We start from the raw sequence: 23,602 nt of genomic DNA, 5'->3' as shown, positions 1-23,602 counted from the left end.
CCAGGAGGGGGACATGGGGGAAATTCGTGCCGGCCAAGTGCCGACGGAATATGTAGATGCAGTTGTGGTCGGTTCGGGGTTCGGCGGTTCGGTGGCAACCTACCGCCTGGCCGACGCCGGCAAGCAAGTGGTCCTGATGGAACGCGGCCGGTCATACGGGCCCGGCGATTTCGCCCGCTCTCCGTCGGAGCTGTCCACCGCCTTCTGGGATCCCAGCGAAAAACTCTACGGACTGTTCGACGCGTGGACCCTGCGGGGCCTCGAGGGGCTGGTCTCCAGCGGCCTGGGCGGCGGCTCGCTGATCTACGCCAACGTGCTGCTGCGCAAGGACGAAAAGTGGTTCGTCAACGAATCCCCGCTGCCCGGCGGCGGGTACGAATCCTGGCCCATCGGATACCGCGATCTCGAACAGCACTACCAGCGCGTCGAGGACATGATCGGGGTGGACCGCTACCCCTACCAGGACACCGCCAAAACCAACGCCTTCGAGCAGGCCGCCCAGGCCGGCGGCCACACGGTGTTCCGTCCCCCGCTGGCGGTGAACTTCTCCACCGATGCGGACTCCCCCGCCCAGCCGGGCCGGATGCTGCCCTTGGCGGACTACGGCAACCTCCACGGCAAGCCGCGCACCACCTGCACGCTGTGCGGCGAATGCGATCTGGGCTGCAACTCGGGCGCCAAGAACACCCTTGACCACAACTACCTCTCAGCTGCGGCGGCCACCGGCAACGCCGACATCCGCACGCTGCACGAGGTGCGCGGCTTCTCCCGCGCGTCGGACGGCAGCTGGCTGGTGCGCTACGTGATCCACGACCCTCAGCACCCCTCCTCAACCGGCGACCTTCCCGAACGGCTGATCCGCTGCGCCAAGCTGCTGCTGGCCGCCGGCACCTTCGGCACCAGCTACCTGCTGCTGCGCAACCGGATGACCTTGCCCGGGATCAGCCCGGCGCTGGGCACCCGCTTCAGCAGCAACGGAGACCTGCTCGGACTGCTGTTCAATGCCAGCGAGCAGGTCGAAGGGCGCACCGTGCCGCGCCAGCTGTACGGGAACCGCGGTCCGGTCATCACCAGCACCGTGCGCGTCGCGGACGCGCTGGACGGCAACGGCGCCACCGGCCGCGGCTACTACCTGCAGGACGCCGGCTATCCGGCGTTCTTCAACTGGCTCATGGAACTCTCGCAGTTCCGCGAGGCTCTGCCCCGGGCCGGCAAGGTGGCCGCCAAGATCATCGAGAACCGGCTGTTCCAGCGAAATCGCAGCAGCATATCTGCCGATCTGGCCATGGCGCTGGGCCCTGGACGCTTTTCCAGCACGGCGCTGCCCCTGCTGGGCATGGGCCGGGACGTGCCCGACGGGCGCATGTACCTGCGCGAGGGCCGGCTGGCAGCCGACTGGACGCTGTCCACCTCGCAGGAGTTCTTCGAATCCGTGCGCGGTGCCATGCGCGGCATCGGCGACCAACTGGGTGCTGCTTTCAACGACAACCCGCTGTGGAAGGCCCAGCGTGTGGTCACGGTGCATCCGCTGGGCGGGGCGCCGATCGGCGCCAACGACCAGGTCGGCGTCTGCGACCCGTGGTCGGAGGTGTACGGCCAGCCGGGCCTGTACGTGGTGGACGGCGCCGCCATGCCCGGCCCGGTCGGCCCGAATCCGTCGCTGACCATCGCCGCGATGGCGGACCGGGCCTGCGAGCACCTGCTCGAGCAGTCGTGGGCCTCCCCCGTCGTCGCGGCCGGATCTTCCCTAGCCGGTGCGGCGCCGGAGGGCGGACCTGTTGACGCGCATACCGCGCAGGACCCGGCCGCCCCGGTCGAGCCACTGAATCCCCGGGCCACCTCGGTGGCGTTCACCGAAACCATGCGCGGGCATTTCACGCTGGGCGTGGGCGAGCCGGCCTCGGGCCTGGCACAGGCCTCGCTGCGCCACGAACGCATGATGTTCACCCTGACCATCACGGCCAAGGACATCGACCGCTTCACCGCCGATCCGCGCCACCCGGCGAGCGCCGAGGGCTTCCTCGACGCGGATGTGCTCGGCGGGCACTGCCCGGTGCTACGCGGCTGGTTCAACCTGTTCGTGCCGGATGAACAGGAACGCCGGCTGATGCTCTACCGCCTGCATGTCCAGTCCCCGGGCGGGCGGCAGCTGACCATGGTGGGTTTCAAGGACATCCATGACGGGCCGGGCGTGGACCTCTGGCCGGATACCACAACCCTGTTCGTGCAGCTGCTGGAAGGCCACGTCTTCCCGCCGGCACCGGAACACCCTGCGGCCTCCGGGCTGCTGGCGGCAGAGGACCCGGCGGTGCTGGGATCCGGCATCCTGTATATCGAGCCGCTGGACTTCGCGCGCCAGCTCACGACCTTCAGGGCGCAGGGGCCGCGCAAGGTCCAGGCGCTGTCGGCCTTTGGCGGGCTGTTCCTGGGGTCGCTGTACCGCAGCTACCTTGCGCCGCGCCGTGTCCGGAAGAACGATCATGAACCAGCATGAGTTGGAGCAGTTCGAGCATGAACTGGGGTTCCGCCCGCGGCCGGCGGCGCGCTGGCTGTCCCCGCCCGAGCTGGTGCGCACCGGAATCAAGGCGCTGGCCGCCCAGGTCTTCCTGGGGTTCATGGACAACCGGGAGATGCAGAGCATTTTCCCGCAGCGAGCCATGGACCTGGCCGAATTCCCGCCGCAGGAGCAGGGCCGCTGGATCGACTTCATCGCGGATCTCGGCGATGGTTTCGACGCGACCTACACCATGGCCTGGGCGCTGGCCCAGCCCGAGCTGCAGGTCCAGGCCGCGCAGCCCGGCCAGCCGCCGGTAAGGCTGCCCAAGTCGCAGCTGCTGGTCATGGGCGGGGACGAGGTCTACCCGGCGGCCTCCGAACGCGCCTACGAGGACCGGCTGGTGCGACCCTACCGTGCCGCTTCGCTTCCGGGGCCGGCGGCCGCGCTGCTGGCCCTGCCCGGGAACCACGACTGGTACGACGGGCTGACGGCCTTCGAACGCATCTTCTGCCAGCAGGCGAAGATCGGCGGGTGGCAGACCCTGCAGTCCCGTGGCTACTTCGCCGCGCGGCTGACCAACCTGGAAGCCAACACGGTGCAGAAGACCTGGTGGCTGGTCGCGCTGGACAGCGAGCTGGGCAGCTACATCGACCGGCCGCAGCTGCAGTACTTCGAGGCGGAGGTGACGCGGCACCTGAAGCCGGGCGATGCGATCATCCTGTGCGCCTCCTCCCCCACTTGGGAGGCCACCGGCACGTTGCCGGACGGCGACCCGAACGCGAACAACGCGTTGCGCTACTTCGAGAACCACTACCTGCTGCAGTGCACGGACCCGGCGACCGGAGAATCGACGCCTACCGGGGCGCAGATCCGGGTGCGGCTGAGCGGGGACAAGCACCACTACGCACGCTACGCCCAGCTGCACGAGCAGGCCGGACCCGAGGACCCGCGCCGCGAGCAGCTGCTGACCTGCGGCCTGGGTGGCGCCTTCCTTTCGGGTGCCCGGCACCTGTCGCCCGAGCTGCTGTTGCCGCCCACCGGTTCGCGGGAGATGGTGAATCCGGCTGAGCGCCAGCGGTATGCGCTGGCCGAGACCGTGTTCCCGACCCCGACGCAGGAGCGGGCGCTGCACTGGCAGCTGGCCAACCCGTTCAGCGCGTTTTTCCTGCCTTGGCGCAACCCCTGGTTCAGCACCGGGCTGGGCGTGGTGCACCTGGCCTGCTTCATGTTCTTGTGCACCGTCTTCTCCGGAATCACCGGCGACTCGTATCCCGAGGCGCTGGGTTCGGGCGACTGGGTCCACGCCGTGGGCATCGTGGTGTTCCTGTTCGTGGTGCCGCTGCTGATCGCCCTGCTGCTGTGGCTGGCGCGCAATGCCCGGGGGCTGGTCCAGGCCGGGTCTGAGGCCTCCGCGAAATCCAATCCGATGGTGCAGCCGCTGCTGATCGTGGGCCTGCAGCTGTTGTTGGCCTCGGCCATTTTCACCGGGCTCATCGCCCTGCCCTGGCAGCGGAACTGGAGCGCAGGGTGGATCACCGTGCTGCTGGCGGCGGTCTACGCCACGGTGCTGGGCGCCGCCGTAGGCACGATGGTCTTCGCCCTGCACCTGGTGTTCGCCCCGCCCGGGGCTGTGGGCAGGTTGAAAATGACGGCGCTGGCCTACGAGGATGGCAAGGGCTTCTTGCGGATGCACCTGCGCGACGACGGCACCTTGGTGATCTACCCGGTGATTGCCGATACCGTCGTCCATGACTGGGATACCGGACCCAGCACCCAGAACCAGATGCGCCCGGTGCCCGCCGACGGGCTGCCGCCGCTGCGGCTACTGGAAAACCCGATCACCGTGAGCATCAACGGCTTCAGCACCCCGGGAGGTGTCCAATGACCACCATGCAGACAACCCGCGCCGATCATGCGACCGAGGTGGTGCAGTTCCGCGCCGACGACGGGCTGCCGCTGACACTGGTGCATGTCGCCTCGCTGCGCCGCCCGGACGCCCCGCGCGGGCCGGTGCTGCTGGTGCACGGGGCCGGGGTGCGCGCCGAGCTGTTCCGCCCGCCGATCGCGCGCACCCTGGTGGACGCCCTGCTGGATGAGGGCTGGGACGTGTGGATGCTGAACTGGCGTGCGTCCATCGACCTGCCGCCGGTGGCCTGGACGCTGGACGACGCGGCGGTGTTCGACCATCCTGCGGCGGTGCGCGAGGTGCTGGCGCGCACCGGGGCGGATTCGCTGGCCGCGTTCGTGCACTGCCAGGGCTCGACCTCCTTCACCATGGCCGCGGTGGCAGGGCTGCTGCCGCAGGTGCGCACCATCGTCTCCAACGCCTGTTCGCTGTTCGTGGATGTCCCGTGGGTATCCCGGCAGAAACTCACCCACCTGCTGCCGCTGCTGGGCGGGTTCACCCCGATGCTCTCCCCGCGCTGGGGCTACAAGTCCCAGGGCTACTTCTCGCGCATCGTGCGTTCGGGGGTGAAGCTGACCCACCACGAATGCGACAACACCGTGTGCCGGCTGGTGTCCTTCACCTACGGGGCGGGGCATCCGGCCCTGTGGTCCCACGCGAACCTGGACGATGCCACGCACCGCTGGATCATCGGGGAGTTCGCCGGCGCCCCGCTGTCTTTCTTCCGCCAGATGGCCGGGTGCGTGAAGGCCGGATACCTGGTGCCCACCGGGCAGCACAGCCAGCTTCCCGACTCGCTGGTGGACGGGCCGCCGCGCACCGAGGCACGGTTCTCCTTTATCGCCGGGGCGGACAACCGGTGCTTCCTGCCGCAGGGGCAACGGCGCACCTACGAATTCTTCGACTATTACGCCCCCGGGGAGCATTCGCTGCACGTGATTCCCGGCTACGGACATCTGGATCTTATTTTCGGCAGGGATGCCTGGCGCGACAGCTATCCCTTGATCCTTCAGGAGCTTGCATCATGAATCTGCTACCCCCGCTGCGCTCGGCGCTGCGCCTGCTGCCCTCGGCACTGCCGGCTCGGCAGCGGCAACTGTCCGGGCAGAAGGCCACCGTGGACGGCATCAGCTACCTGCTGCCGGTCAATTCCGAACCCTCGCCGGTGCTGATGACCGCGTTTCCCATTGACGCCCGTGCCGCCGCGAAGCTGATCCCGGGCGAAGAGCTGCATCCGTTCAGGCTGCCAGGCGGACGCTCGCTGCTGGTGGTCACCGTGATCAACTACCTTGCCACGGACATCGGCGCCTACATCGAATACTCGCTGGCGCTGGCTGTCACCCGCGGCATGCGCCCGGCACCGCCGCTGCTGCCCATGCTGTTCCAGAAAACCCTGAACCTGGGGCAGTACGTGGTGGATTTGCCGGTGAGCACTGAAATTTCGGTCAAGGGCGGCAAGGGCATCTGGGGCATGCCGAAGCACCAGGCCAGCTTGGACTTCAAGGTGACGGATCGGACGGTGTCCAGCGCCTATGAGCTGGACGGGGTGAAGGGCGCGCTGGTGGAGATCGACCGCCCGGCGCCCACCGCGCTGCCGCTCAAGGTCGGTGCGGTGAACTATTGCTCGTTCCGCGGCATGCTCTACAAGTCGAGCATCTACTTCCAGGGCACCGCCGACGTGTCGATCGGCAGGCAAGCCAAGGCGCGGCTGGAGTTCGGAGACCTGCCGCAGGTGGCCGGGCTGGCGGGACTGGATTTCGACCCGCAGCCGGTGTTCACCCTGTATATTCCCGATTCCCACGGGGTGCTCGATGACCACTACGAGGCGTGGTTCCAGTACGGCCGGGACCGCGCCCCCTACGGCGGGGACGGCATGGATTCGGTGGTCGGGCTGGGGTTGGGCGAAGAATGGCCCGATCCGCCGCGGCGGGGCGAAAGCCGCGTCCAATGAGTACTGCCTTGGCTTGGACCGCACTGATTTCGGCACTGGTGACGGTCTTCGGCGCATCGTTGTATCTCGGATTCATGACGGTGGCGCAGTTCTTCCTGCGCCCGGTATTCCTCGGCTTGCGGCTCGATGAGCTGTCAACGGTCTTCGCCGTGCCCATCACTGCAATCACCCGCTTTCTGGGGATCATGTTCCTTCCCTTGTTGGTCGCCCCGCTGATCCAAATATGGCTGGGACGCACCCACGTGTGGACGCTGGTATTCTCTATCGCCGCCGCCGCGTCGTACATTTTCCTGGCCTTGTGGTACGCACTGTCCATGCGTCCGGTTAACCAGCAGCTGCTCACTGGAGCGGTGTCCGAAGAGCCGGAGTTGCGTGCCAAGATGCACCAGTGGGTCTCGCGCAACTGGGCGAGATTCTATGCAGCACTGATTTACTGGGCGGCCGCGGTCGGCTATCTGCTGGCAGGCCATGAACTGTGGGAGGCACTGCCATGAAATGCACACACGTCGAATCCGGCCCCGCGTCCATGCTGGCTCGCGCGGCACTGGGGATCGGAGCGTTGACAGTGGTGTCCGGCGCAAGCCAGGCAGCAGCTCCGGGACTCGTGCTGAAGCTCGTGGGAGCCGAGAATTCGCCGGCGACCCGCCAGCTGTTCGGCACGGTCGGCATGTTCATGACGATCACCGGCGGGCTGTTGACCCATTCAATGCTCTGCCGCAAGTCGATGCGCCTGGCACTGTTCTGGTCCGTGGTCCAAAAGGCCGGCGCGGTCGGCGCGGTGGCGATCGGGGTGCACCGCGGCGTGTTCGCCCGCCGGGCGCTGGCCGTCGCGGCGTTCGACCTGCTCTCGGCCGCGGTGCTGGCCGCCGGCCTGGGCGCGAAGATGCTCCCGAAGCATGAACGGCCACAGCGGTGAAACGCTCGCTGGTGCTCGCCGGGGGCGGCATGCGCGTGGCCTGGCAAGCCGGCGTATTGAAGGCCCTTGAGGAAGCGGGCCTGGAATTCACCCACGTGGACGGGACCTCCGGCGGAATCCTGAACACCGCCATGATGCTCTCCGGCCAGGATGCCGAGCAGATCATGAAGCACTGGGCCTCTGTCAAGGTCTCCAACTTCTCCTCGCCGCTGCCGCTCCGAGACTACCTGCGAGGGCCTTGGAACCTGCCGGCGTTTTCCAGCCCCGAGGCCATGATCACCAAGCTCTTCCCCTCCATGGGAGTGGATGTAGAGGCCATCCGGAAAAACAGGATCCCGGGAACGTTCAATATCGCCAACTTCACCGAAAAGCGCAGCATCGCGGTCTCCTCAAAAGACGTGGATCTGCCCTTGCTGGCAGCTGGAATGAGCTTGCCGATTTTCACCGCACCGTTGCATCGCGGCGGCGCCACCTGGACCGATGCGGCGTGGATCCGGGATGCGAACATCACCGCTGCGTTGGAGCATGGCGCCAGGGAAATCTGGCTGCTCTGGTGCGTGGGCAACTCCCCGTACTGGGGCAACGGCCCGCTGGAACAGTACGTGCACATGATTGAGATGAGCGCCACCGGCGGATTGCTCGCCGATTTTGAGCAGGCCAAGGCAGCCGGACGGGAATTCGTCCTGCATGTCATAAAGCCGGAGCATCCGCTGCCGCTGGACCCGGTCTTCTATCTGGGGCGGATCAGCGCGTCCACGCTGATGTCCATGGGATACCGGGACTCGGTCGCCTATCTTGAGCGGTCTCGGCCCGAAGGGGTTCGCGCCGATTACCGATGCACCGCCATGACCGATGGGCCGGTTGGCGTCAGCTGGAACGAGCACCTGTCCGGACACGGGTTCGGGGTGCGGCTGACCGTGTGGCTGCCGCTGGATGATATGCAGCCCGGAACTGTGACCGGGTTTGTCACCAGGCGGCGCGGGAAGCCTCCGGTACCCCTGGCCTCCGGCCGCGTTGTGCCCACCGCCACGGCGTGGGAATACCGGGCGCGGGCCAGGATCGACGGCGACTGGGTGCCGGTAGTCATCCGCCGCGAGGTTCCTGCCCGGGAATCGATCTTCGACCAGCTCCCCCGGGCCGAGGCCGACATCGGCACCCAGCACGCGAAGCTGCGGATGGGGTTGCGCGACCGGATCCGCATGCTCATTTCGCTGGAACCCTTCGGCGCCCACGGACTTCGGCAGCGCATCTTCGCCGTCAGGGACGTCTTGAAGATGCTGCGCACCGCACGTTCCGGCTAGGGCTGCCGCCGCAGCGGAAGACCGGAGGGAGACCGGAACCAGCCCAGGATCTTCAGCACCCGGCGAGCTGCAAGGCCCGGCCGAGCATACGATGGCCCTGGGCTTCGAAGTCCTCAGCGCCGAGGCGATAGGCGTAGACGACCGTGCCGATGGCTTCATGCAGGCATTCGATCGGCCAGCTGCGTGCCTGCCGCGGGTCTCCGCCGTAACCCTGCAGGAAGGCCGATTCAAGTTCGGGATGCCCCAGCCATTGCTGGTTGGCCAGCCGCACCAGGTCCGTGGACGGTGCACGGTAGTCGAAACGGCCGAAATCGATGACCTTCAATTTTCCATGGTCGCTTAACCAGTTGCGCGGCTGCCAGTCTCCGTGGGTTGGTACCAGCCGGACCGGCCGTGGCTGATAAGCCCGCAGGACCTCGTACGCCCGGCGCTCGTTCTCCGGATCGATCCGGTGCTCTTGGCTGAGCCGTTTAAGGCTCATCGCCAGCAGCTTGGATTCATATGCTGAGTCAAGATGCCCCTCGCCCTGATGCAGGGTTCGCAGGGCGTCTCCAGCTTGCCGGTGGAATTCCGGGTCCAGTTCCCGTGCGGTGTGCTCGCTGAGGCCTCCGGGAAGATATTCAAGGATCATGAGCCTGGCCGAGGAATCGGCGAAAAGCAGCGCAGCTCCGTACCCCGACTCGACCAATGCCGCCGTCGGCCCTTGGTGAGCTGCAAGTTCACGCTCGAAATGATGGTTCGAAGATCCGGCGCTTTTCAGGATGTAGTCGCTACCCGCCGTGCGCAGGTGCAGGACCAGGGTATCGGTTTCGTGCCAGGAAAGGTCGGCGGTCATGGTGCAGCCCGGAAGCCAGCGTTCGACAGCATCGAGTTGTGCGGGATCAAGGAATTGATCAAGAAGGAGTTTTCGAGTCGTCATCTCGCGCATCGCTGTTTTCATCATGGCAGGGCTGGTTGGCGGTCCGGGTGGATCCGGGCAGCTACTTGGTGCCAGAACATTCTTGCACGATTAAAACGTGAGACCCAAGGCCGGGGCCTTGGGTCTCACGGTGTTCCGGTGATGCGGAACTACCTAGGGTTCACGTCGATCAGTGATCTAAGCAGGGTCCTTAGTTGGCGGCTGCGATCTGGCGCAGCACGTACTGCAGGATGCCACCGTTGCGGTAGTAGTCTGCTTCACCCGGGGTGTCGATACGCAGGACTGCGTCGAACTCGACGACCTTGCCGTCTTCAGCGGTTGCGGTGACCTTCAGGGTCTTCGGGGTGACACCGTTGTTCAGTTCGGTGACGCCGGAGACTGCGAAGGTTTCGGTACCGGTCAGGCCCAGCGAGTCAGCCGACTCGCCTTCTGGGAACTGCAGCGGCAGAACGCCCATGCCGATCAGGTTCGAGCGGTGGATGCGCTCGAAGGACTCGGTGATGACGGCCTTGACACCCAGCAGCGCGGTGCCCTTGGCAGCCCAGTCACGCGAGGAGCCCGAACCGTATTCCTTGCCGCCCAGAACGACCAGCGGGGTGCCGGCAGCCTTGTAGTTCTCTGCAGCGTCGTACACGTACGACTGCGGAGCGCCTTCCTGGGTGAAGTCGCGGGTGAAGCCACCCTCGACGCCGTCCAGCAGCTGGTTCTTGATGCGGATGTTCGCGAAGGTACCGCGGATCATGACTTCGTGGTTGCCACGGCGCGAGCCGTAGGAGTTGAAGTCCTTGCGATCCACGCCGTTCTCGATCAGGTAGCGACCAGCCGGGGTGTCCGACTTGAAGGAACCCGCAGGCGAGATGTGGTCGGTGGTGACCGAGTCGCCCAGCTTGAGCAGCACGCGAGCGCCCTCGATGTCCTGGACCGGCTGCGGCTCGGCGGTCATGCCCTCGAAGTATGGTGCCTTGCGGGCATAGGTCGACTTCTCGTCCCATGCGAAGGTGTCGCCCTCAGGGGTGTCCAGTGCCTTCCAGCGGGCGTCGCCCTCGAAGACTCCGTCGTAGCCCTTGGCGAACATGTCCTTGTCGATCGACGAGTCGATGATCTGCTGGACCTCGACAGGCGATGGCCAGATGTCCTTCAGGAAGACGTCGTTGCCCTCGGTGTCCTTGCCCAGCGAATCGGTCTCGAAGTCGAAGTCCATGGTGCCAGCCAGGGCGTAGGCGATGACCAGTGGCGGGGAAGCCAGGTAGTTCATCTTCACGTCCGGGTTGATGCGGCCTTCGAAGTTGCGGTTGCCCGAGAGCACTGCGGTGGCGGCGAGGTCGTTGGCCTGAATGGCCTCGGAGATCTCGGTATCCAGCGGACCGGAGTTGCCGATGCAGGTGGCGCAGCCGTAGCCGACCACGAAGAAGCCGAGCTTCTCCAGGTATGGCAGCAGGCCGGAAGCCTCGTAGTATTCGGTGACGACCTTCGAGCCCGGTGCGACCGAAGTCTTGACCCATGGCTTGGAGGACAGGCCCTTTTCGGCGGCGTTGCGAGCGAGCACTGCTGCTGCAAGCATCACCGAAGGGTTGGAGGTATTGGTGCACGAGGTGATCGATGCGATCGAGACCATGCCGTGGTCGATGGTGAACTTCTGTCCATCTTCCTTGGTGACCTCGACGGCTACCGATGGACGGCCGACGCCCTGGGTGTCCTCGGTGGCCGACACGTAGTTGTGCAGGTCCTTGCGGAACTGCTCCTTCGAGCTCGACAGCTCGATGCGGTCCTGTGGACGCTTCGGGCCGGCGATCGATGGAACTACGGTGGACAGGTCCAGTTCCATGTACTCCGAGAAACGGATCTCGCGGCTTGGATCGTGCCACATGCCCTGTTCCTTGGCGTAAGCCTCGACCAGTGCGATGTTCTCTTCGCTGCGGCCGGTCAGGCGCAGGTAGTCGAGGGTGACATCGTCGATCGGGAACATGGCGGCGGTCGAACCGAACTCAGGGGACATGTTGCCGATGGTTGCACGGTTGGCCAGCGGCACTGCTGCCACGCCCTCGCCGTAGAACTCAACAAACTTGCCCACAACACCGTGCTTGCGCAGCATTTCGGTGATGGTCAGCACCACGTCGGTTGCGGTTGCGCCGGCAGGGATCGAGCCTGAAAGCTTGAAGCCGACAACGCGTGGGATCAGCATGGAGACAGGCTGGCCGAGCATTGCTGCCTCGGCCTCGATGCCGCCAACGCCCCAACCCAGCACGCCCAGGCCGTTGACCATGGTGGTGTGCGAGTCGGTGCCGACGCAGGTGTCAGGGTAGGCACGCAGCACGCCGTCGACCTCGCGGGTCATGATGGTGCGCGCCAGGTACTCGATGTTGACCTGGTGCACGATGCCGGTTCCCGGCGGGACGACCTTGAAGTCGTCAAATGCGGTCTGGCCCCAGCGCAGGAACTGGTAACGCTCGCCGTTGCGCTGGTACTCGATCTCCATGTTGCGCTCGACGGCGCCTTCGAAACCGAAGGTGTCGATCTGCACCGAGTGGTCGATGACCATTTCGGCAGGAGCCAGTGGGTTCACACGGGTTGGGTCGCCGCCCAGTTCCTTGACGGCCTCGCGCATGGTGGCAAGGTCGACGACACATGGAACGCCGGTGAAGTCCTGCATGATCACACGGGCCGGGGTGAACTGGATTTCGGTGTTCGGCTGTGCCGAAGCATCCCACTGTCCCAGAGCCTTGATGTGCTCGCCGGTAACGTTCGCACCATCTTCGGTGCGAAGCAGGTTCTCCAGAAGAACCTTAAGGCTGTAAGGAAGGCTTTCTGCGCCTTCGACCGTATTCAGTCGGTAAATTTCGTATTCGGTTCCATTGACGTCAAGTACGCCCTTGGCACCGAAGCTGTCCACATTGCTCACGTGGGACTCCTCTCGCCAGACACTCATTCTGTTGCACGCACACACTCGCATTCCAGTTAGGAGTTCCTAACTGAGATTCTCATGCTTGTATCGTTGCAGAGCTAAAAACAGTCTATCGCCAACTAGGACAAAAAGAATGAACGGGGATAATTTTCCGCCAAATTCGTGTCCAAACGGCAATATTCGATGGTCTAACGGCGCACGAAGAGCCCAATCGACTCCATATGGTGGGTGTGCGGGTACAAATCGTGAATCTCCATGTGCGCTAATTCGTAGCCGCGCGAGGTCAAACGAGCGGTGTCCCGGGCGAAAGATGCGGGGTCGCAGGAGACGTAACAAATGCGCGAAACGCCGCTGGAACCCAATTCGGCGGCCACCTGCTTGTCGATTCCGGCCCGCGGCGGGTCGAGCACCACCGCATCGAGCTGGGCGTCGCGCGCGACCTGGCGCAGCACGCGCTCCACGCGTCCGCGGATGACGCTGGCCTGGCGCAGCTCGCGCAGGTTCTTCTTGGCATCCGCGTGGGTGCCGGGGGCGCCCTCGATGGAGAACACGCGCCCCTCAGGGCCCACCGCCTTCGCCAGCGGCAGCGAGAACAGGCCCGCCCCGGCGTACAGGTCCGCGATTTGCTCGCCGCGCGCCGGCTCGGTCAGCTCCATGACCCGCTCGCTGAGCACGGTGGCCGCCGCGCGGTGCACCTGCCAGAAGCCTTCGCCGGTGATCCGGAAGCTCTCCCCCAGCACCGACTCCTGCAGCCAGCTGCGCCCGGTCAGGGCCTGCAGCTCGCCGCGGCCGTCGGCGGCCGAGCCGCCCTGCTGGCTGAAGGCCGCCACGTTCACGCCCTCGGGGAACTGGCGGGCCGCCTTGCGGGCGGCGCCGGGGCGGGATTCGGCCAACAGGATCAGCACCGTGGAATCGTCGCTGCTGGAAACCGCGGCCTCCACCCGCTCGATGCCGGAGAAGTCCATCGTGTACAACCCGGTGCGCTCGATGGCCGGGTGGGCCAACGGCATGGAGTCGATAGCTGTGAGCGTATTGCTGCGGAAGCCGCTCATGGCCAGTTTGCCTTCGGCGTCCACCGAGTAGGACATGCGGGTGCGCCAGCCCAGGCCGTCGTCCTGTCCGGCCACCGCCTGCACGGCCGGGAAGTTGTAGTCCTCGGCCTTCATCCCACCCAGCCGGGTCAGCTGCTCGGCGGCCACCCCGGCCTTCAGCTCGCGCTGGTGCTCCAGAGTGATGTGGCCGAATTCTGCGCCGCCCACCGGGTCGCGGTGGCGCAATGCGTCGGCCGCCTCCCAGAAATGCGGCACGCGGTGCTCGCTGGCCTCGTGCACCTCGACGACATCCGCGCGCCAGAACTTCGCGTTCTCGTCGCTGTCGGTCAGCCGGACTGTGACCAGCTCGCCGGGGATGCCGTGGCGGACGAAGATGACCCGCCCCTCGTGGCGGGCCACGGTGTGTCCGCCGTGGGCGATGGCGCCCAGACGCAGTTTCAGGGTGGGTGATTCGGTCACGACGGTTAGTCCTTCGGCAGGGGGTTCGATTCGCGGTGGGCCGAGGATTCCTCGGTCGGCCCTCCGCCCAGGGCGTTCTTGGCGCTCAGCAGGCGCCAGGGCACGGAGGCGATGAGCACTCCGGGTTCGTAGTGCAGCCGGTTCTTCACCCGCAGGGCGGTCTGGTTGTGCACCAGCTGCTCCCACCAGTGGCCGACCACGTATTCGGGAATGTAGACCACGATCAGATCCCGCGGGGATTCGCGCTTGATCGAGCGGATGTGCTCGATCAGCGCCCCGGGGATGTCGCGGTAGGGCGAGGCCAGCGCCGTGATGGGCACCGGGATGCGCAGCCGCTCCCAGTCCTCCAAGGTGCGCTGGGTCTTCTGCGGCTCCACGTCCACGATGATCGCCTCGAGCTTCGAGGGACGGCTGGCCCGGGCGAAGGCCAGGGCGCGCAGCACCGGCTTGCGGACCGTGGAAACCAGCACCAGGGCGTGCACTCGCGCCGGCAGCGCGGTGGCCTGGCCGCCGTCCTCGATGGACAGCTCGGCATCCACCTGCTGGTAGTGGCGGTGCAGCGAATTCATGACGAGCATCAGCAACACGATGCCCAGCACCGCGATCCACGCGCCGTGCACAAAGCGGGTGGCCAGCACGATCAGCAGCACCAGCCCGGAGAGCACCAGGCCCACCAGGTTCAGCAGGCGCTGGCGTTTTATCGCAGCGCGGATGCGCCGGTCCGCGACCGGCACCAGTTCGCGGTGCCAGTGCTTGAGCATGCCAAGCTGGCTGAGCGTGAAGGAGACGAACACTCCCACCACGTACAGCTGGATCAGGATGGTGACATCGCCTTGGAACACCAGGACCAGCAGCACCGCGGCCACGCCCAGTGACAGGATGCCGTTGGAGAAGCCCAGCCGGTCGCCGCGCGTGCGCAGCTGGCGCGGCAGGTAGCCGTCCGTGGCCAGGTGGCTGGCCAGCGACGGGAAGGAGTTGAAGGCCTGGTTGCCTGCCAGCAGCAGCACCAGGATGGTCAGCACCGAGACGACCACGGTGCCCAGCATGAAGTTGCCGAACACCGCCTGCGCCAACTGGCCGAGCACCGGCACCTGGACGTAGTCTGCGGAAACCGGCTGCCCGTCCAGCAGCAGGGACTTCTGCGGGTCGGCGACAATCTTCAGGCCGCTGGCCCGTGCCAGCATCAGCGTGCCCAGGGTCAGCACGCCCGAAAGCAAGCCGACCACCAGCAGGATGCGTCCGGCGTTGCGGGCGCGCGGCTTGGTCAGGTACTGGACGTTGGAGATCGGCACCTCGATGCCGGTCAGCACCGCGGAGCCGGTGGAGAAGGCGCGCAGGATCAGCAGCGCGCCCACCACGCCGTGCAACCCGTTGGAGAACTGCTCCTCGGGCACGATGGTGAACTCGGCGCTGGGCGCCAGTCCCAGGTTGCCGGTGGCCGCAAGCAGCCCGCCGATCGCGATCAGCGCCAGCATGCCGAAGACGAACAGGTACACCGGCACGGCCAGCGTCCAGCGGCTCTGCCCGCGCCCTCGCAGGTTCGCCACCACTAGGAAGACCACGATGCCCGCCGCCACCAGGCCGCGGTGCTCCCCCAGCGCAGGGACGATGCCGCTGAGGTACTGGGCGGCCGAGGAACTGGAGACCGCGACGGTGAGCACGAAGTCCACCAGCAGGGCCGCGGCCACCGCGGTGCCCGGCCGGGCGCCGAGGTTCTTGCGGACGATCTCGTAGTCGCCGCCGCCGGAAGGGTAGGCCTTGATGGACTGCCGGTAGGACAGCACCAGCACCACGAGCACCACCAGCACTGCCACGCCCACCGCCGGGGAGAGCATGGTCGCCGCCACACCGGCCATGGCCAGGGTCAGCAGGATTTCGTCCGGGGCGTAGGCCAGCGAGGACAGGGCGCTGGAGGAGAAAATCGGCAGCGCAATTTTCGGTGGGAGCGGCTTCTTTTTCAGCTGTTCGGTGCTGAAGGGCCGGCCCACGAGGATCCGTTTCAGACCATCAAATAAAGCAGGCACGAGACAACGTTATCGCAGGCTCCGCGCGGCATGCCGCCTTCGTTGGACCCAACGCGGGCCCGATCAGCGCTATTGTTGCATTCGTGGCACCAGCAGCGGTGCCGCGGCGAAGTTCATCCGGACGCTGGACCCCGAGGAGTTTTTGGTGGCGCACTTTGTGATCATGGGCTGCGGTCGAGTGGGGGTGGCGCTGGCCCATACGCTGGATTCCGCCGGGCATTCGGTGGCGGTCATCGACCAGAACCCGGAGGCCTTCCGCCGGCTCAGCGCCGACTTCTCCGGCAGCACCGTCACCGGCCTGGGTTTCGACAAGGACACCTTGGAGCAGGCGGAGATCGATCAGGCCTACGCCTTCGCGGCCGTCTCCAGCGGTGATAATTCCAACATTCTGGCCACCCGCGTCGCCCGCGAAACCTACAACGTGCCGCATGTGGTCGCCCGCATCTACGACCCGGGCCGCGCCGAGATCTACCAGCGGCTGGGCATCCCCACGGTCGCTGCGGTGCGCTGGAGCACCGACCAGGTGCTGCGCCGCATCCTGCCGGACTACTCGATGCGCGGGGACTTCCGCGAGCCCTCGGGACGCCTGGTACTGACCGAGGTGGCGCTGCACCGCGAATGGTACGGCCGCCTGGTCAAGGACCTGGAGGCCGCCGCCGGGGTGCGCGTGGCCTACCTGACCCGCTTTGGCGAGGGAACCATTCCGGAAAACCGCACCAGGCTGCAGGGCGGGGACCTGATCCACGTCATGATGCACCTGGACCGCAGCCAGGAAGTGGAAAAGATCCTGGCCAGCGCCCCCAAGCCAGCCCCCGCAGACTAAGCGAAAGGCCTGTTAATGAAGGTAATGATCGCCGGAGCCGGCTCGGTCGGGTCCTCCATCGCCCGCGAGCTGGTGGCCAACCACCACGAGGTGCTGCTCGTGGACCTCAAGGCCGAAATGGAGCAGCGCGCCGACCTTGAAGGCGTCAAGTGGCTGATCGGCGACGCCTGCGAGCTCGCCGTGCTGCAGCGCGTGCAGCTGGAGGACTACGACGTGGTCGTCTCCGCCACGGGTGACGACAAGGTCAACCTGGTGGTCTCGCTGCTGGCCAAGAGCGAGTTCGGGGTGCGCCGCACCGTAGGCCGAGTGAACAACCCGAAAAACGAGTGGATGTTCGACGACGCCTGGGGCGTGGACGTCGCGGTGAGCACCCCGCGCCTGATGACCGCGCTGGTCGAGGAGGCCGTGGAGGTCGGCGACCTGGTGCGCCTGCTGACGCTGAAGGCCGGCGAGGTCTACATGGTGGAGTTCACCGTGCCGCATGATTCGGGCATGATCGGGCGCACCATCGGGCGCGTGCCGTGGCCGGAGGAAACCACGCTCATGGCCGTGGTGCGCGACAAGACCCCGTTCCCGCCCAGCGACGACGACGTCATCGAGGGCGGCGACGAGATCTTCTTCATCACCACCCCGCGGGCCGAACCGCTGCTGCGCCGGGTGCTGCAGGCAGCCACCCGGTAGCCGGCAGCCCCGCCCCGGGCAGCGAAAACCCTGGCATCGCGCAATTGGGATGCCAGGTTTTTTCGCGTACGGGGCCGCTGCGCGCGGCTAGGAGGCCAGGTCCTCGGGCGTCGGGGCGTGCCCGGCGGTGGCGGGGCGGGAGACCAGCCAGGCGAACCACAGGCCGGCCGCGTATAGCGGCACACCCATCAGCGCGCGGGCGATGCCCAGCGAGACCACCTGGTCGGTGAAGTACATCGGCAGCTGCACCGCCAGGCGCAATGCGAACACCGCGCAGATGATCCAGGTCGCGATGCCGTAGCGGCGCAACCGGTCCGGCTGCTGGCGCCAGGCCACGCCCTCGTTGCGGATGAAGCCGAAGAGCAGGCCGATCAGCGGCCATTTCACGAAGATCGAAATCATCAATCCCAGCAGGTAGCCGCCGCTGATCAGGAAGCCGGGCACGTAGTAGTCGCGGGCGTTGCCCGAGGTGCGGGCCACCAGCGCGCAGATCAGGATGCCGACCAGGCCGCTGGCCGACTGCACCAGCGTTGACTTGTTCAGCAGCCGCAGCACCATGAAAACCACACCCAGCCCGATCGAGGACAGCAGCGCCCAGGACAGCTCGTTGGTCAGCGCGTAGACCAGCACGAACACGAAGCCCGGGACCACGGTTTCCAGGATGCCGCGCACCCCGCCCACGGTGGAGAGCACGTCGATGCCGCCGTCGGCGTTCTGCGCGACCTTGGCGCTGGCGCCGATCGCCTCGGCCAGGCTCGGCTTCTTCTCCGGCCTAGGCTGCTCGCCGGCTGGTGGATTCTCGTTCACGGTATTCTCGCTTCTGCCCAGTGCGGGCTCATCCGGCAGGCGCTGCGGCCGGCGGCGTTCGGCGTTCACCCGCGGGGAACGGGAACGATGACGTAACGCGGATTATAGATGGTGGGGATCTGGTCGACAGGCGCGACCATTCCCGCGTATTGGATCTTCACCCCGGGCTTGATGCCCGGGACGTTCTTCTGGCCCATGAACCGCAGCCGCACGTGCGGCACGGTGCCCCGGCGCGGAGCCCCGGTTCCCAGCCGGTCGACCACCACCGCGGTCAGCAGCGGCGCCTGGTGGGGCGCCGAATAGCTGACCGACTGGATGTAGCCGGTGTGCTCCACCCTGCCCTTGGCCGGCAGCTGCGCCAGCGACTTCAGCCGGGTGAAGCTGCGCGCCGCTTGCGTGCCCTCGATTTTCGGGGTGACCGGCTTGGATTCGAGGGGCATCCGGCTAGCCGATCTGGGTGATTTCCGGTCCGCGTTCCGGACGCTGCGGCGCCTGGCCGGCGGCCTCGGTCTCGCCCTGCGCCTCGGCGTCCGGGCGCGTCTGGGCGTTGCGCGGGACGTTCAGCGGCAGCAATTCCTGCGGAGGCAGCGGCTTGTCGCCGCGGTTCACCACGACGCCTCGCACCAGGTCGTCGATGGCCTTGGAAGCCTCCTCGTCGCCGATGGCGGCGCCCCCGATGACGGCGCGCAGGAACCAGCGCGGACCGTCGATGCCCACGAAGCGCAGCGCAACATGCCCGGCGCGGCCGTCGGGCAGCTGCTGCGGAACCTGGGCCAGCAGCTCCTGGCCGTATTCGCCGTCGCGCTGGTAGATCTCGCCGTTCTGGCTGGCGATGTCCTCGCGGATCTTGTCGCTGATGCCCGGCCACAGCGAGGTGGACTTGGAGGCGGAGAATGCCATCAGCTGGACGCGGGACTCGGCCAGTTCCAGGGAGACGGCGATGACGCGCTGGTTGGACTGTTCGACGTCCATGCGCACCTTCAGTCCGGCGACCGGCTTGACCAGGATGGAGCCGAAGTCGAGGTATTCGTCGGTGTTCTCGATGTCCGCGTAGTCGAACGGGCCGTTGAGCACCGGCTTCTTGGCTGGTTGCTGCTCGGCGGAAGTCCCGGTCGCCTGCTCGGTGGGGGTTTCGGCCACCGGTTCGGTGGCGCCGGCAGCCTGCTCGGCTGCTGGCTCGGCGTTCGCCTTCTTGCGCTTGAAAATCATGATGTCCTTAGAGAGTTTCGCTTGGCGCCAAGCGTGCTTAGTTGGCGCTGAATCCACCGGTCGAGCCGAAGCCGCCGGTTCCGCGGGCCGAGTCCTCCAGGGAGTCAACCTGAACGAATGCCGCCTGTTCGACCTTCTGGATCACCAGCTGCGCGATGCGGTCGCCTCGGGTGATTTCGAATGCCTGGTCCCTGTCGGTATTCAGCAGGGTGACCATGATCTCACCACGATATCCGGCATCGACGGTTCCCGGGGCATTAACGATGGTGATGCCGTGCTTGGTGGCCAAGCCGCTGCGCGGGTGCACCAGCCCGACATAGCCGTGCGGCAACGCCAGGGCGATGCCGGTCGGCACCAGGGCGCGCTGGCCCGGTTCGAGCACCAGCGAGGTGCGTGCATGCAGGTCAGCACCCGCATCCGAAGGATGGGCATAGCTTGGAACGGGCAGTTCGCTATCGAGCATCTTGATGGAGATTGAGATCGTAGGCTCGCTCATCGTGGTTTGGTCATCCCCCGGAACTCTAGGAAGTTGCAGCTGGTCTGCATTTACCTGCACAACTCTATCGCGCCCGGCCCGTCTGCGGACCCACAGCCGACCCACAGCCGGCCGTTCGGCGCCTACCGAAAGATTGCCTAGACTAGGACTCATGAGTAATACCAGCCCAGAGGCTTCCAACGTCCTGTTCCGCGAAAAGATCTGGCCATCGTTCGGATCATGGATGTGGCCGCTGCTGATTGCCATCACCGCTGGTATCGCCGTGGCTCCGATCAACATCGCTGCGGGCTACGCCACCGGCATCATCGTGCTGCTGGCTCTGGCAGTCATCATGCTCTTGCGTGTGCCGGTCATCGAAGTCACCGACAAGACCCTCACCGTCGGCCGCGCCACCATCGAGCGCCGCTACATCGGGCAGGTTGTCGGCTACCGCGGTGAGGAAGCGTTCAAGCAGCGCGGGCAGAAGCTGCACGGGATGGCCTTCATGCTGCTGCGCGGCTACCTCGACGCAGTGGTCCGCATGGAGGTCACCGACGAGCGCGACGCCACCCCGTACTGGTTGGCTTCGACCCGACGCCCCGAGGAACTGACCGCCGCGCTGGGCGGCATCATGTACGAGTTCACCAAGGAAGGCCGCCAGGCGACTGCCGAGGCGGACGAGGAGCACCCCCAGGAGCCCTAGTCTCCTCCGGAACGAATCAAACCCCGGAACCTGCCGCACGGCGGGTTCCGGGGTTCTTTCATGCGCTGCAGGTTGCGGCGCGCAGGGGGCAGAGCCCGGCCGGTCAGCCTTCGCACTCGGCGCAGAACTTCTGCCCGCCCGCTTCGCGCACCAGCTGGGTGCGGTGGCGCACCATGAAGCAGGAGGCGCAGGTGAATTCGTCGGCCTGCTCCGGCACGAAGTCTACGCTGGCCTCTTCGGCCTGGGCTTCTCCCCCGGGCAGGATGAACAGCTCGGCCAGCTCGGATTCCGACTCATCGATCAGGTTCGCCATTGCCGCGGTTTTCCCGGCTTTGAGCGCGGCGATTTCCCGGGCTCGGGCCTTCTCGGCTTCGCTCGGGTGGACGGCGGCAGACTGTGTGGCCATGGTGGTTGTCAGCTCTTTTCTGCAGGCGATGAAGTGGGTGGAAATCCGCGCAGGGGATTTTCATTCCGGCATAGAAGTATAACGTCCGGCGGACCCGGATTCTGCCCGAGCCCGGCGCGCTATGCCCACGGCGGAAGCCCGAAGGCAACTTTCTGGGTGAGCTTGACGACTAATCTTGCGCCACGCCCCGCCCGGTGGTAGGAAAATCGGGCGACAAGTGGCAAAGTTTTATTCAGTAAATGAACCGTGTGGAGGGTAGTAATGCGTCAGCTGAGACTGGTAGGAATTCATGAAAATGGTTCCAGTCTGCAGGTCAGCAGCGACGACGGGATGAGCTTCGAGCTGCCCGTTGACGATGCCCTGCGCAGTGCCATGGCCGAAATCGCGCGCTCCCGCGCGCCGCGCAACCGCGACGAGTCCTCGGTTCACACCCCCCGAGAGATCCAGGCCCGCGTGCGCGCCGGTGCTTCAGCCTACGATTTGGCGCTGGAGTGGGACGTCCCGGTCGAGTCGATCGTCAAGTACGAGGGGCCAGTGCTGGCCGAGCGCGAGCACATCGCCGAGCTCGCCCGCCGCGTAGAGGTCTCCGGACCGCAGACCGACGCCGAGTACCGCGAAGTCTTCGGCGAGGAACCCGCAGACCTGGGCTCGATGGTCGCCCACCGCCTGCACCAGCTGAACATCGATCCGCTCACGGCCCGCTGGAACTCGTGGAAGGATCCCGAGGGCCAGTGGATCGTCACCGTCGAATTCGATTCGCCACTGCCGGCCGAAAACGTGGAAAAGCTGGACAGCTCCCTGCCGCAGCCGGATAACGTGGCCCGTTGGTCCTTCTCCCCGGCCCGCAAGACCCTGAGCAACCTGAACCGCTGGGCGCAGACACTCAGCGAGCAGGTCGCGCCCGAATACTTCCGACCCGTCTCGGCCATCTCGCAGGTTGAGGAACCTGCGGCCCCGGCCGCCCCGGAACCCGATGAGACCGAAGAACTGGTCTCCCTGCTGAACGCACGCCGCGGCCAGCGTCCCCAGGACCAGGATCCGGATCGCGAGGCCCGCTACAACGACATCATCGAGCGCGGCATGAGCAAGTACGACGCCGAAGAGGACGAGTCGCTGCCGCATCTGCCGCAGGGCATCTCGCCGCGCACCTCGCAGCTGGTGGTCGTCACCGATGCCGAGAAGTCCTCCGGCACCTCCGCGAAGCCTGCCGACGAGCCCGCCGAGGACGGCTCCGGCCGCAAGGCCAAGCGCTCCTCCGTGCCGAGCTGGGACGACATCATGTTCGGCAAGCGCAAAAAGGACACCGACTCCTAATCCAGCCTCCGAACGGAACTTGATCAAAAAATCCGGGGGCAGCCAGCTGGCTGCCCCCGGATTTTCTGCTTGCGGCTGCGCGCTAGGCGGTGCGGTGCACGAACAGCGGCACGAAACGCTCCGCCGCGGTAAGCGAGCCGTGCTGCCCTACCATCTCGAAGGCCATGGGCTTGACCCGGCGGCCGTCGTAGAATGCGATGGCCTCGGCGGCCAGGATCATCAGATCACCAAGCCGCGGCAGGAATTCGGGACGGACCGCACCGAAGTAGCCGAGCTCCACGGCTTCCTCGCGGCTCAGGATCCACGCCTTGGACCCGTAGGCGCGCTGCCAGGCTTCGCGGACCTTGGCCCGCTGGGCCGCATCGGTGCCCTCGGCGAAGGTCAGCTGCACACCGCGCGGCTCGCCGCTGGTCAGTTCAACCCCCTCGATGAGTTCGGGCTGCAGGCTGTAGTCGATGCGCTGCGAGGCGGGCACGTCCACCATGCCGTGATCACCGGTGATCAGGACCGTGGTCTGCTCCGGAAGGCGCGAGACCAGGGTCTTGATGACGTAGTCAAGCTCTTCGAGCGTGTCCCGCCACTGCGGGGAATCGACGCCGAACTTGTGCCCGGCCTTGTCCAGCTCGTTGAAGTAGGTGTAGACCAGCGCGTTGCGCTGCGCGGCGAACACCTCGGCGGTGGCGCGGGCGCGGGCCGCCGGCTGGCGCGCGGCGACGAACTTCGGTCCGCGCAGCGCCGCGCGGGTCAGCGAGGAGTCGGAGAACTGGGCGATGGACACCGTCGCGGTGTGGATGCCGTGCTCCGCGGCCTTCTCGAAGACCGTGGGCAGCGGCTGCCACGAGAGCGGGTCCAGGTCGCCGGGCCATCCGCCCAGCTGGTTGACCACGCGCCGGCGGGCGGGGTCGATGACGTCGTAGCCGAGCATCCCGTGCTCGCCAGGCGCCGCGCCAATGGCGAGGCTGGACAGCGAGGTCGCGGTGGTGGACGGGAAGCCGGTGCCCAGCTTCTGCGCGCGCTCGAACAGCGGGCGCAGGAACGGCGCGTGCCCGAGGTGGGATTTGAGCTGGTTCCAGCCCAGGCCGTCGACCATGATCACGGCGACGCGCTTGGTTGGCGCCAGGCCCAGCGGGTTCGCGTAGCCGGGGATCCCCAGCGCGTGGGCCGCCGAGGGTAGGATCTCGGACAGGGTGGCCGCTCCGTAGGCCGGCGCGGCGGGGATTTTCTGGCTGGGGACGGGCAGCGAAGAGTCAGTCACGT

The 23,602-nt window shown here is 66.5% G+C and carries 21 protein-coding genes; 11 read left to right on the top strand and 10 right to left on the bottom strand.

The window, feature by feature from the left end; all coding sequences use genetic code 11:
• Window positions 1–13 precede the first annotated feature (13 nt).
• The 7 genes from ATC04_RS20025 to ATC04_RS07640 are packed head-to-tail and all read left to right on the top strand — an operon-like array spanning window position 14 to window position 8,571.
• Window positions 14–2,494 carry a GMC oxidoreductase gene (locus tag ATC04_RS20025; protein WP_047119433.1) on the top strand — a complete coding sequence of 827 codons (2,481 nt, stop codon included), beginning with the start codon at window positions 14–16 and terminating at the stop codon, window positions 2,492–2,494.
• A complete protein-coding gene (locus ATC04_RS07665) occupies window positions 2,481–4,382 on the top strand; it encodes a hypothetical protein (RefSeq protein ID WP_047119434.1) in 1,902 nt (633 codons plus the stop codon). The genes ATC04_RS20025 and ATC04_RS07665 overlap by 14 nt, the downstream gene beginning before the upstream one ends.
• Window positions 4,379–5,431 (top strand): alpha/beta fold hydrolase, encoded by a 1,053-nt coding sequence (locus ATC04_RS07660; protein ID WP_047119435.1) that lies wholly within the window; start codon window positions 4,379–4,381, stop codon window positions 5,429–5,431. The genes ATC04_RS07665 and ATC04_RS07660 overlap by 4 nt, the downstream gene beginning before the upstream one ends.
• Window positions 5,428–6,354, top strand: coding sequence for an acetoacetate decarboxylase family protein (locus ATC04_RS07655; RefSeq protein WP_047119436.1), 927 nt, complete (start codon window positions 5,428–5,430; stop codon window positions 6,352–6,354). Before ATC04_RS07660 ends, ATC04_RS07655 begins: the two co-directional genes overlap by 4 nt.
• Window positions 6,351–6,848, top strand: coding sequence for a hypothetical protein (locus ATC04_RS07650; protein WP_053798359.1), 498 nt, complete (start codon window positions 6,351–6,353; stop codon window positions 6,846–6,848). Before ATC04_RS07655 ends, ATC04_RS07650 begins: the two co-directional genes overlap by 4 nt.
• Window positions 6,845–7,270, top strand: a complete 426-nt coding sequence (locus ATC04_RS07645; protein ID WP_152666855.1) for a hypothetical protein — start codon at window positions 6,845–6,847, stop codon at window positions 7,268–7,270. The genes ATC04_RS07650 and ATC04_RS07645 overlap by 4 nt, the downstream gene beginning before the upstream one ends.
• Window positions 7,267–8,571 carry a patatin-like phospholipase family protein gene (locus ATC04_RS07640; RefSeq protein WP_047119439.1) on the top strand — a complete coding sequence of 435 codons (1,305 nt, stop codon included), beginning with the start codon at window positions 7,267–7,269 and terminating at the stop codon, window positions 8,569–8,571. Before ATC04_RS07645 ends, ATC04_RS07640 begins: the two co-directional genes overlap by 4 nt.
• A gap of 52 nt (window positions 8,572–8,623) precedes the next feature.
• Here ATC04_RS07640 and ATC04_RS07635 read toward each other — a convergent pair whose 3' ends face one another.
• From ATC04_RS07635 to ATC04_RS07620, 4 genes are all read right to left on the bottom strand, one after another.
• Window positions 8,624–9,514, bottom strand: a complete 891-nt coding sequence (locus tag ATC04_RS07635) for an aminoglycoside phosphotransferase family protein (protein ID WP_082123922.1) — start codon at window positions 9,512–9,514, stop codon at window positions 8,624–8,626.
• Between the two features lie 166 nt (window positions 9,515–9,680).
• Window positions 9,681–12,416 (bottom strand): aconitate hydratase AcnA, encoded by a 2,736-nt coding sequence (gene acnA / locus ATC04_RS07630; protein ID WP_181728011.1) that lies wholly within the window; start codon window positions 12,414–12,416, stop codon window positions 9,681–9,683.
• A 164-nt stretch (window positions 12,417–12,580) separates the two neighbouring features.
• Window positions 12,581–13,903 (bottom strand): class I SAM-dependent RNA methyltransferase, encoded by a 1,323-nt coding sequence (locus ATC04_RS07625; RefSeq protein ID WP_052772400.1) that lies wholly within the window; start codon window positions 13,901–13,903, stop codon window positions 12,581–12,583.
• Between the two features lie 5 nt (window positions 13,904–13,908).
• Window positions 13,909–15,927 (bottom strand): APC family permease, encoded by a 2,019-nt coding sequence (locus ATC04_RS07620; protein ID WP_181728012.1) that lies wholly within the window; start codon window positions 15,925–15,927, stop codon window positions 13,909–13,911.
• A gap of 145 nt (window positions 15,928–16,072) precedes the next feature.
• Between ATC04_RS07620 and ATC04_RS07615 the strand changes: the two genes are divergently transcribed.
• Together ATC04_RS07615 and ATC04_RS07610 are read left to right on the top strand one after the other, a co-directional pair.
• Window positions 16,073–16,750, top strand: a complete 678-nt coding sequence (locus ATC04_RS07615; RefSeq protein ID WP_047120783.1) for a TrkA family potassium uptake protein — start codon at window positions 16,073–16,075, stop codon at window positions 16,748–16,750.
• Window positions 16,751–16,765: 15 nt separating this feature from the next.
• Window positions 16,766–17,431: a TrkA family potassium uptake protein gene (locus ATC04_RS07610; RefSeq protein ID WP_047119441.1), complete on the top strand. Its 666-nt coding sequence runs from the start codon at window positions 16,766–16,768 to the stop codon at window positions 17,429–17,431.
• Between the two features lie 87 nt (window positions 17,432–17,518).
• Here ATC04_RS07610 and ATC04_RS07605 read toward each other — a convergent pair whose 3' ends face one another.
• The 4 genes from ATC04_RS07605 to dut all read right to left on the bottom strand — a co-directional run bounded on the left by ATC04_RS07605 (window position 17,519) and on the right by dut (window position 19,943).
• Window positions 17,519–18,238, bottom strand: a complete 720-nt coding sequence (locus ATC04_RS07605; RefSeq protein WP_052772579.1) for a DUF3159 domain-containing protein — start codon at window positions 18,236–18,238, stop codon at window positions 17,519–17,521.
• Between the two features lie 65 nt (window positions 18,239–18,303).
• Window positions 18,304–18,678, bottom strand: a complete 375-nt coding sequence (locus ATC04_RS07600; RefSeq protein ID WP_047119442.1) for a hypothetical protein — start codon at window positions 18,676–18,678, stop codon at window positions 18,304–18,306.
• 4 nt (window positions 18,679–18,682) lie between these two features.
• Window positions 18,683–19,447: a DUF3710 domain-containing protein gene (locus ATC04_RS07595; protein WP_047119443.1), complete on the bottom strand. Its 765-nt coding sequence runs from the start codon at window positions 19,445–19,447 to the stop codon at window positions 18,683–18,685.
• A 37-nt stretch (window positions 19,448–19,484) separates the two neighbouring features.
• A complete protein-coding gene (gene dut / locus ATC04_RS07590; RefSeq protein WP_047119444.1) occupies window positions 19,485–19,943 on the bottom strand; it encodes a dUTP diphosphatase in 459 nt (152 codons plus the stop codon).
• A 151-nt stretch (window positions 19,944–20,094) separates the two neighbouring features.
• Between dut and ATC04_RS07585 the strand changes: the two genes are divergently transcribed.
• On the top strand, window positions 20,095–20,625 hold the full coding sequence (locus ATC04_RS07585) for a DUF3093 domain-containing protein (protein WP_047119445.1): 531 nt from the start codon (window positions 20,095–20,097) through the stop codon (window positions 20,623–20,625).
• A 103-nt stretch (window positions 20,626–20,728) separates the two neighbouring features.
• Here ATC04_RS07585 and ATC04_RS07580 read toward each other — a convergent pair whose 3' ends face one another.
• Window positions 20,729–21,031: a DUF4193 family protein gene (locus ATC04_RS07580; protein WP_047119446.1), complete on the bottom strand. Its 303-nt coding sequence runs from the start codon at window positions 21,029–21,031 to the stop codon at window positions 20,729–20,731.
• Between the two features lie 261 nt (window positions 21,032–21,292).
• On the opposite strand from ATC04_RS07580, the gene sepH reads away from it, so the two are divergent.
• On the top strand, window positions 21,293–22,345 hold the full coding sequence (gene sepH, locus ATC04_RS07575; RefSeq protein WP_052772401.1) for a septation protein SepH: 1,053 nt from the start codon (window positions 21,293–21,295) through the stop codon (window positions 22,343–22,345).
• Between the two features lie 82 nt (window positions 22,346–22,427).
• On the opposite strand, the gene ATC04_RS07570 is transcribed toward sepH, so the two are convergent.
• Window positions 22,428–23,600: a nucleotide pyrophosphatase/phosphodiesterase family protein gene (locus ATC04_RS07570; protein WP_231735937.1), complete on the bottom strand. Its 1,173-nt coding sequence runs from the start codon at window positions 23,598–23,600 to the stop codon at window positions 22,428–22,430.
• Between the last annotated feature and the right edge of the window lie 2 nt (window positions 23,601–23,602).

Source organism: Arthrobacter sp. YC-RL1, from assembly GCF_001454985.1.
Classification (GTDB): domain Bacteria; phylum Actinomycetota; class Actinomycetes; order Actinomycetales; family Micrococcaceae; genus Glutamicibacter; species Glutamicibacter soli.
Note: the sequence above shows the minus strand (reverse complement) of the source record. Positions and strands in the feature narration are given on the sequence as shown.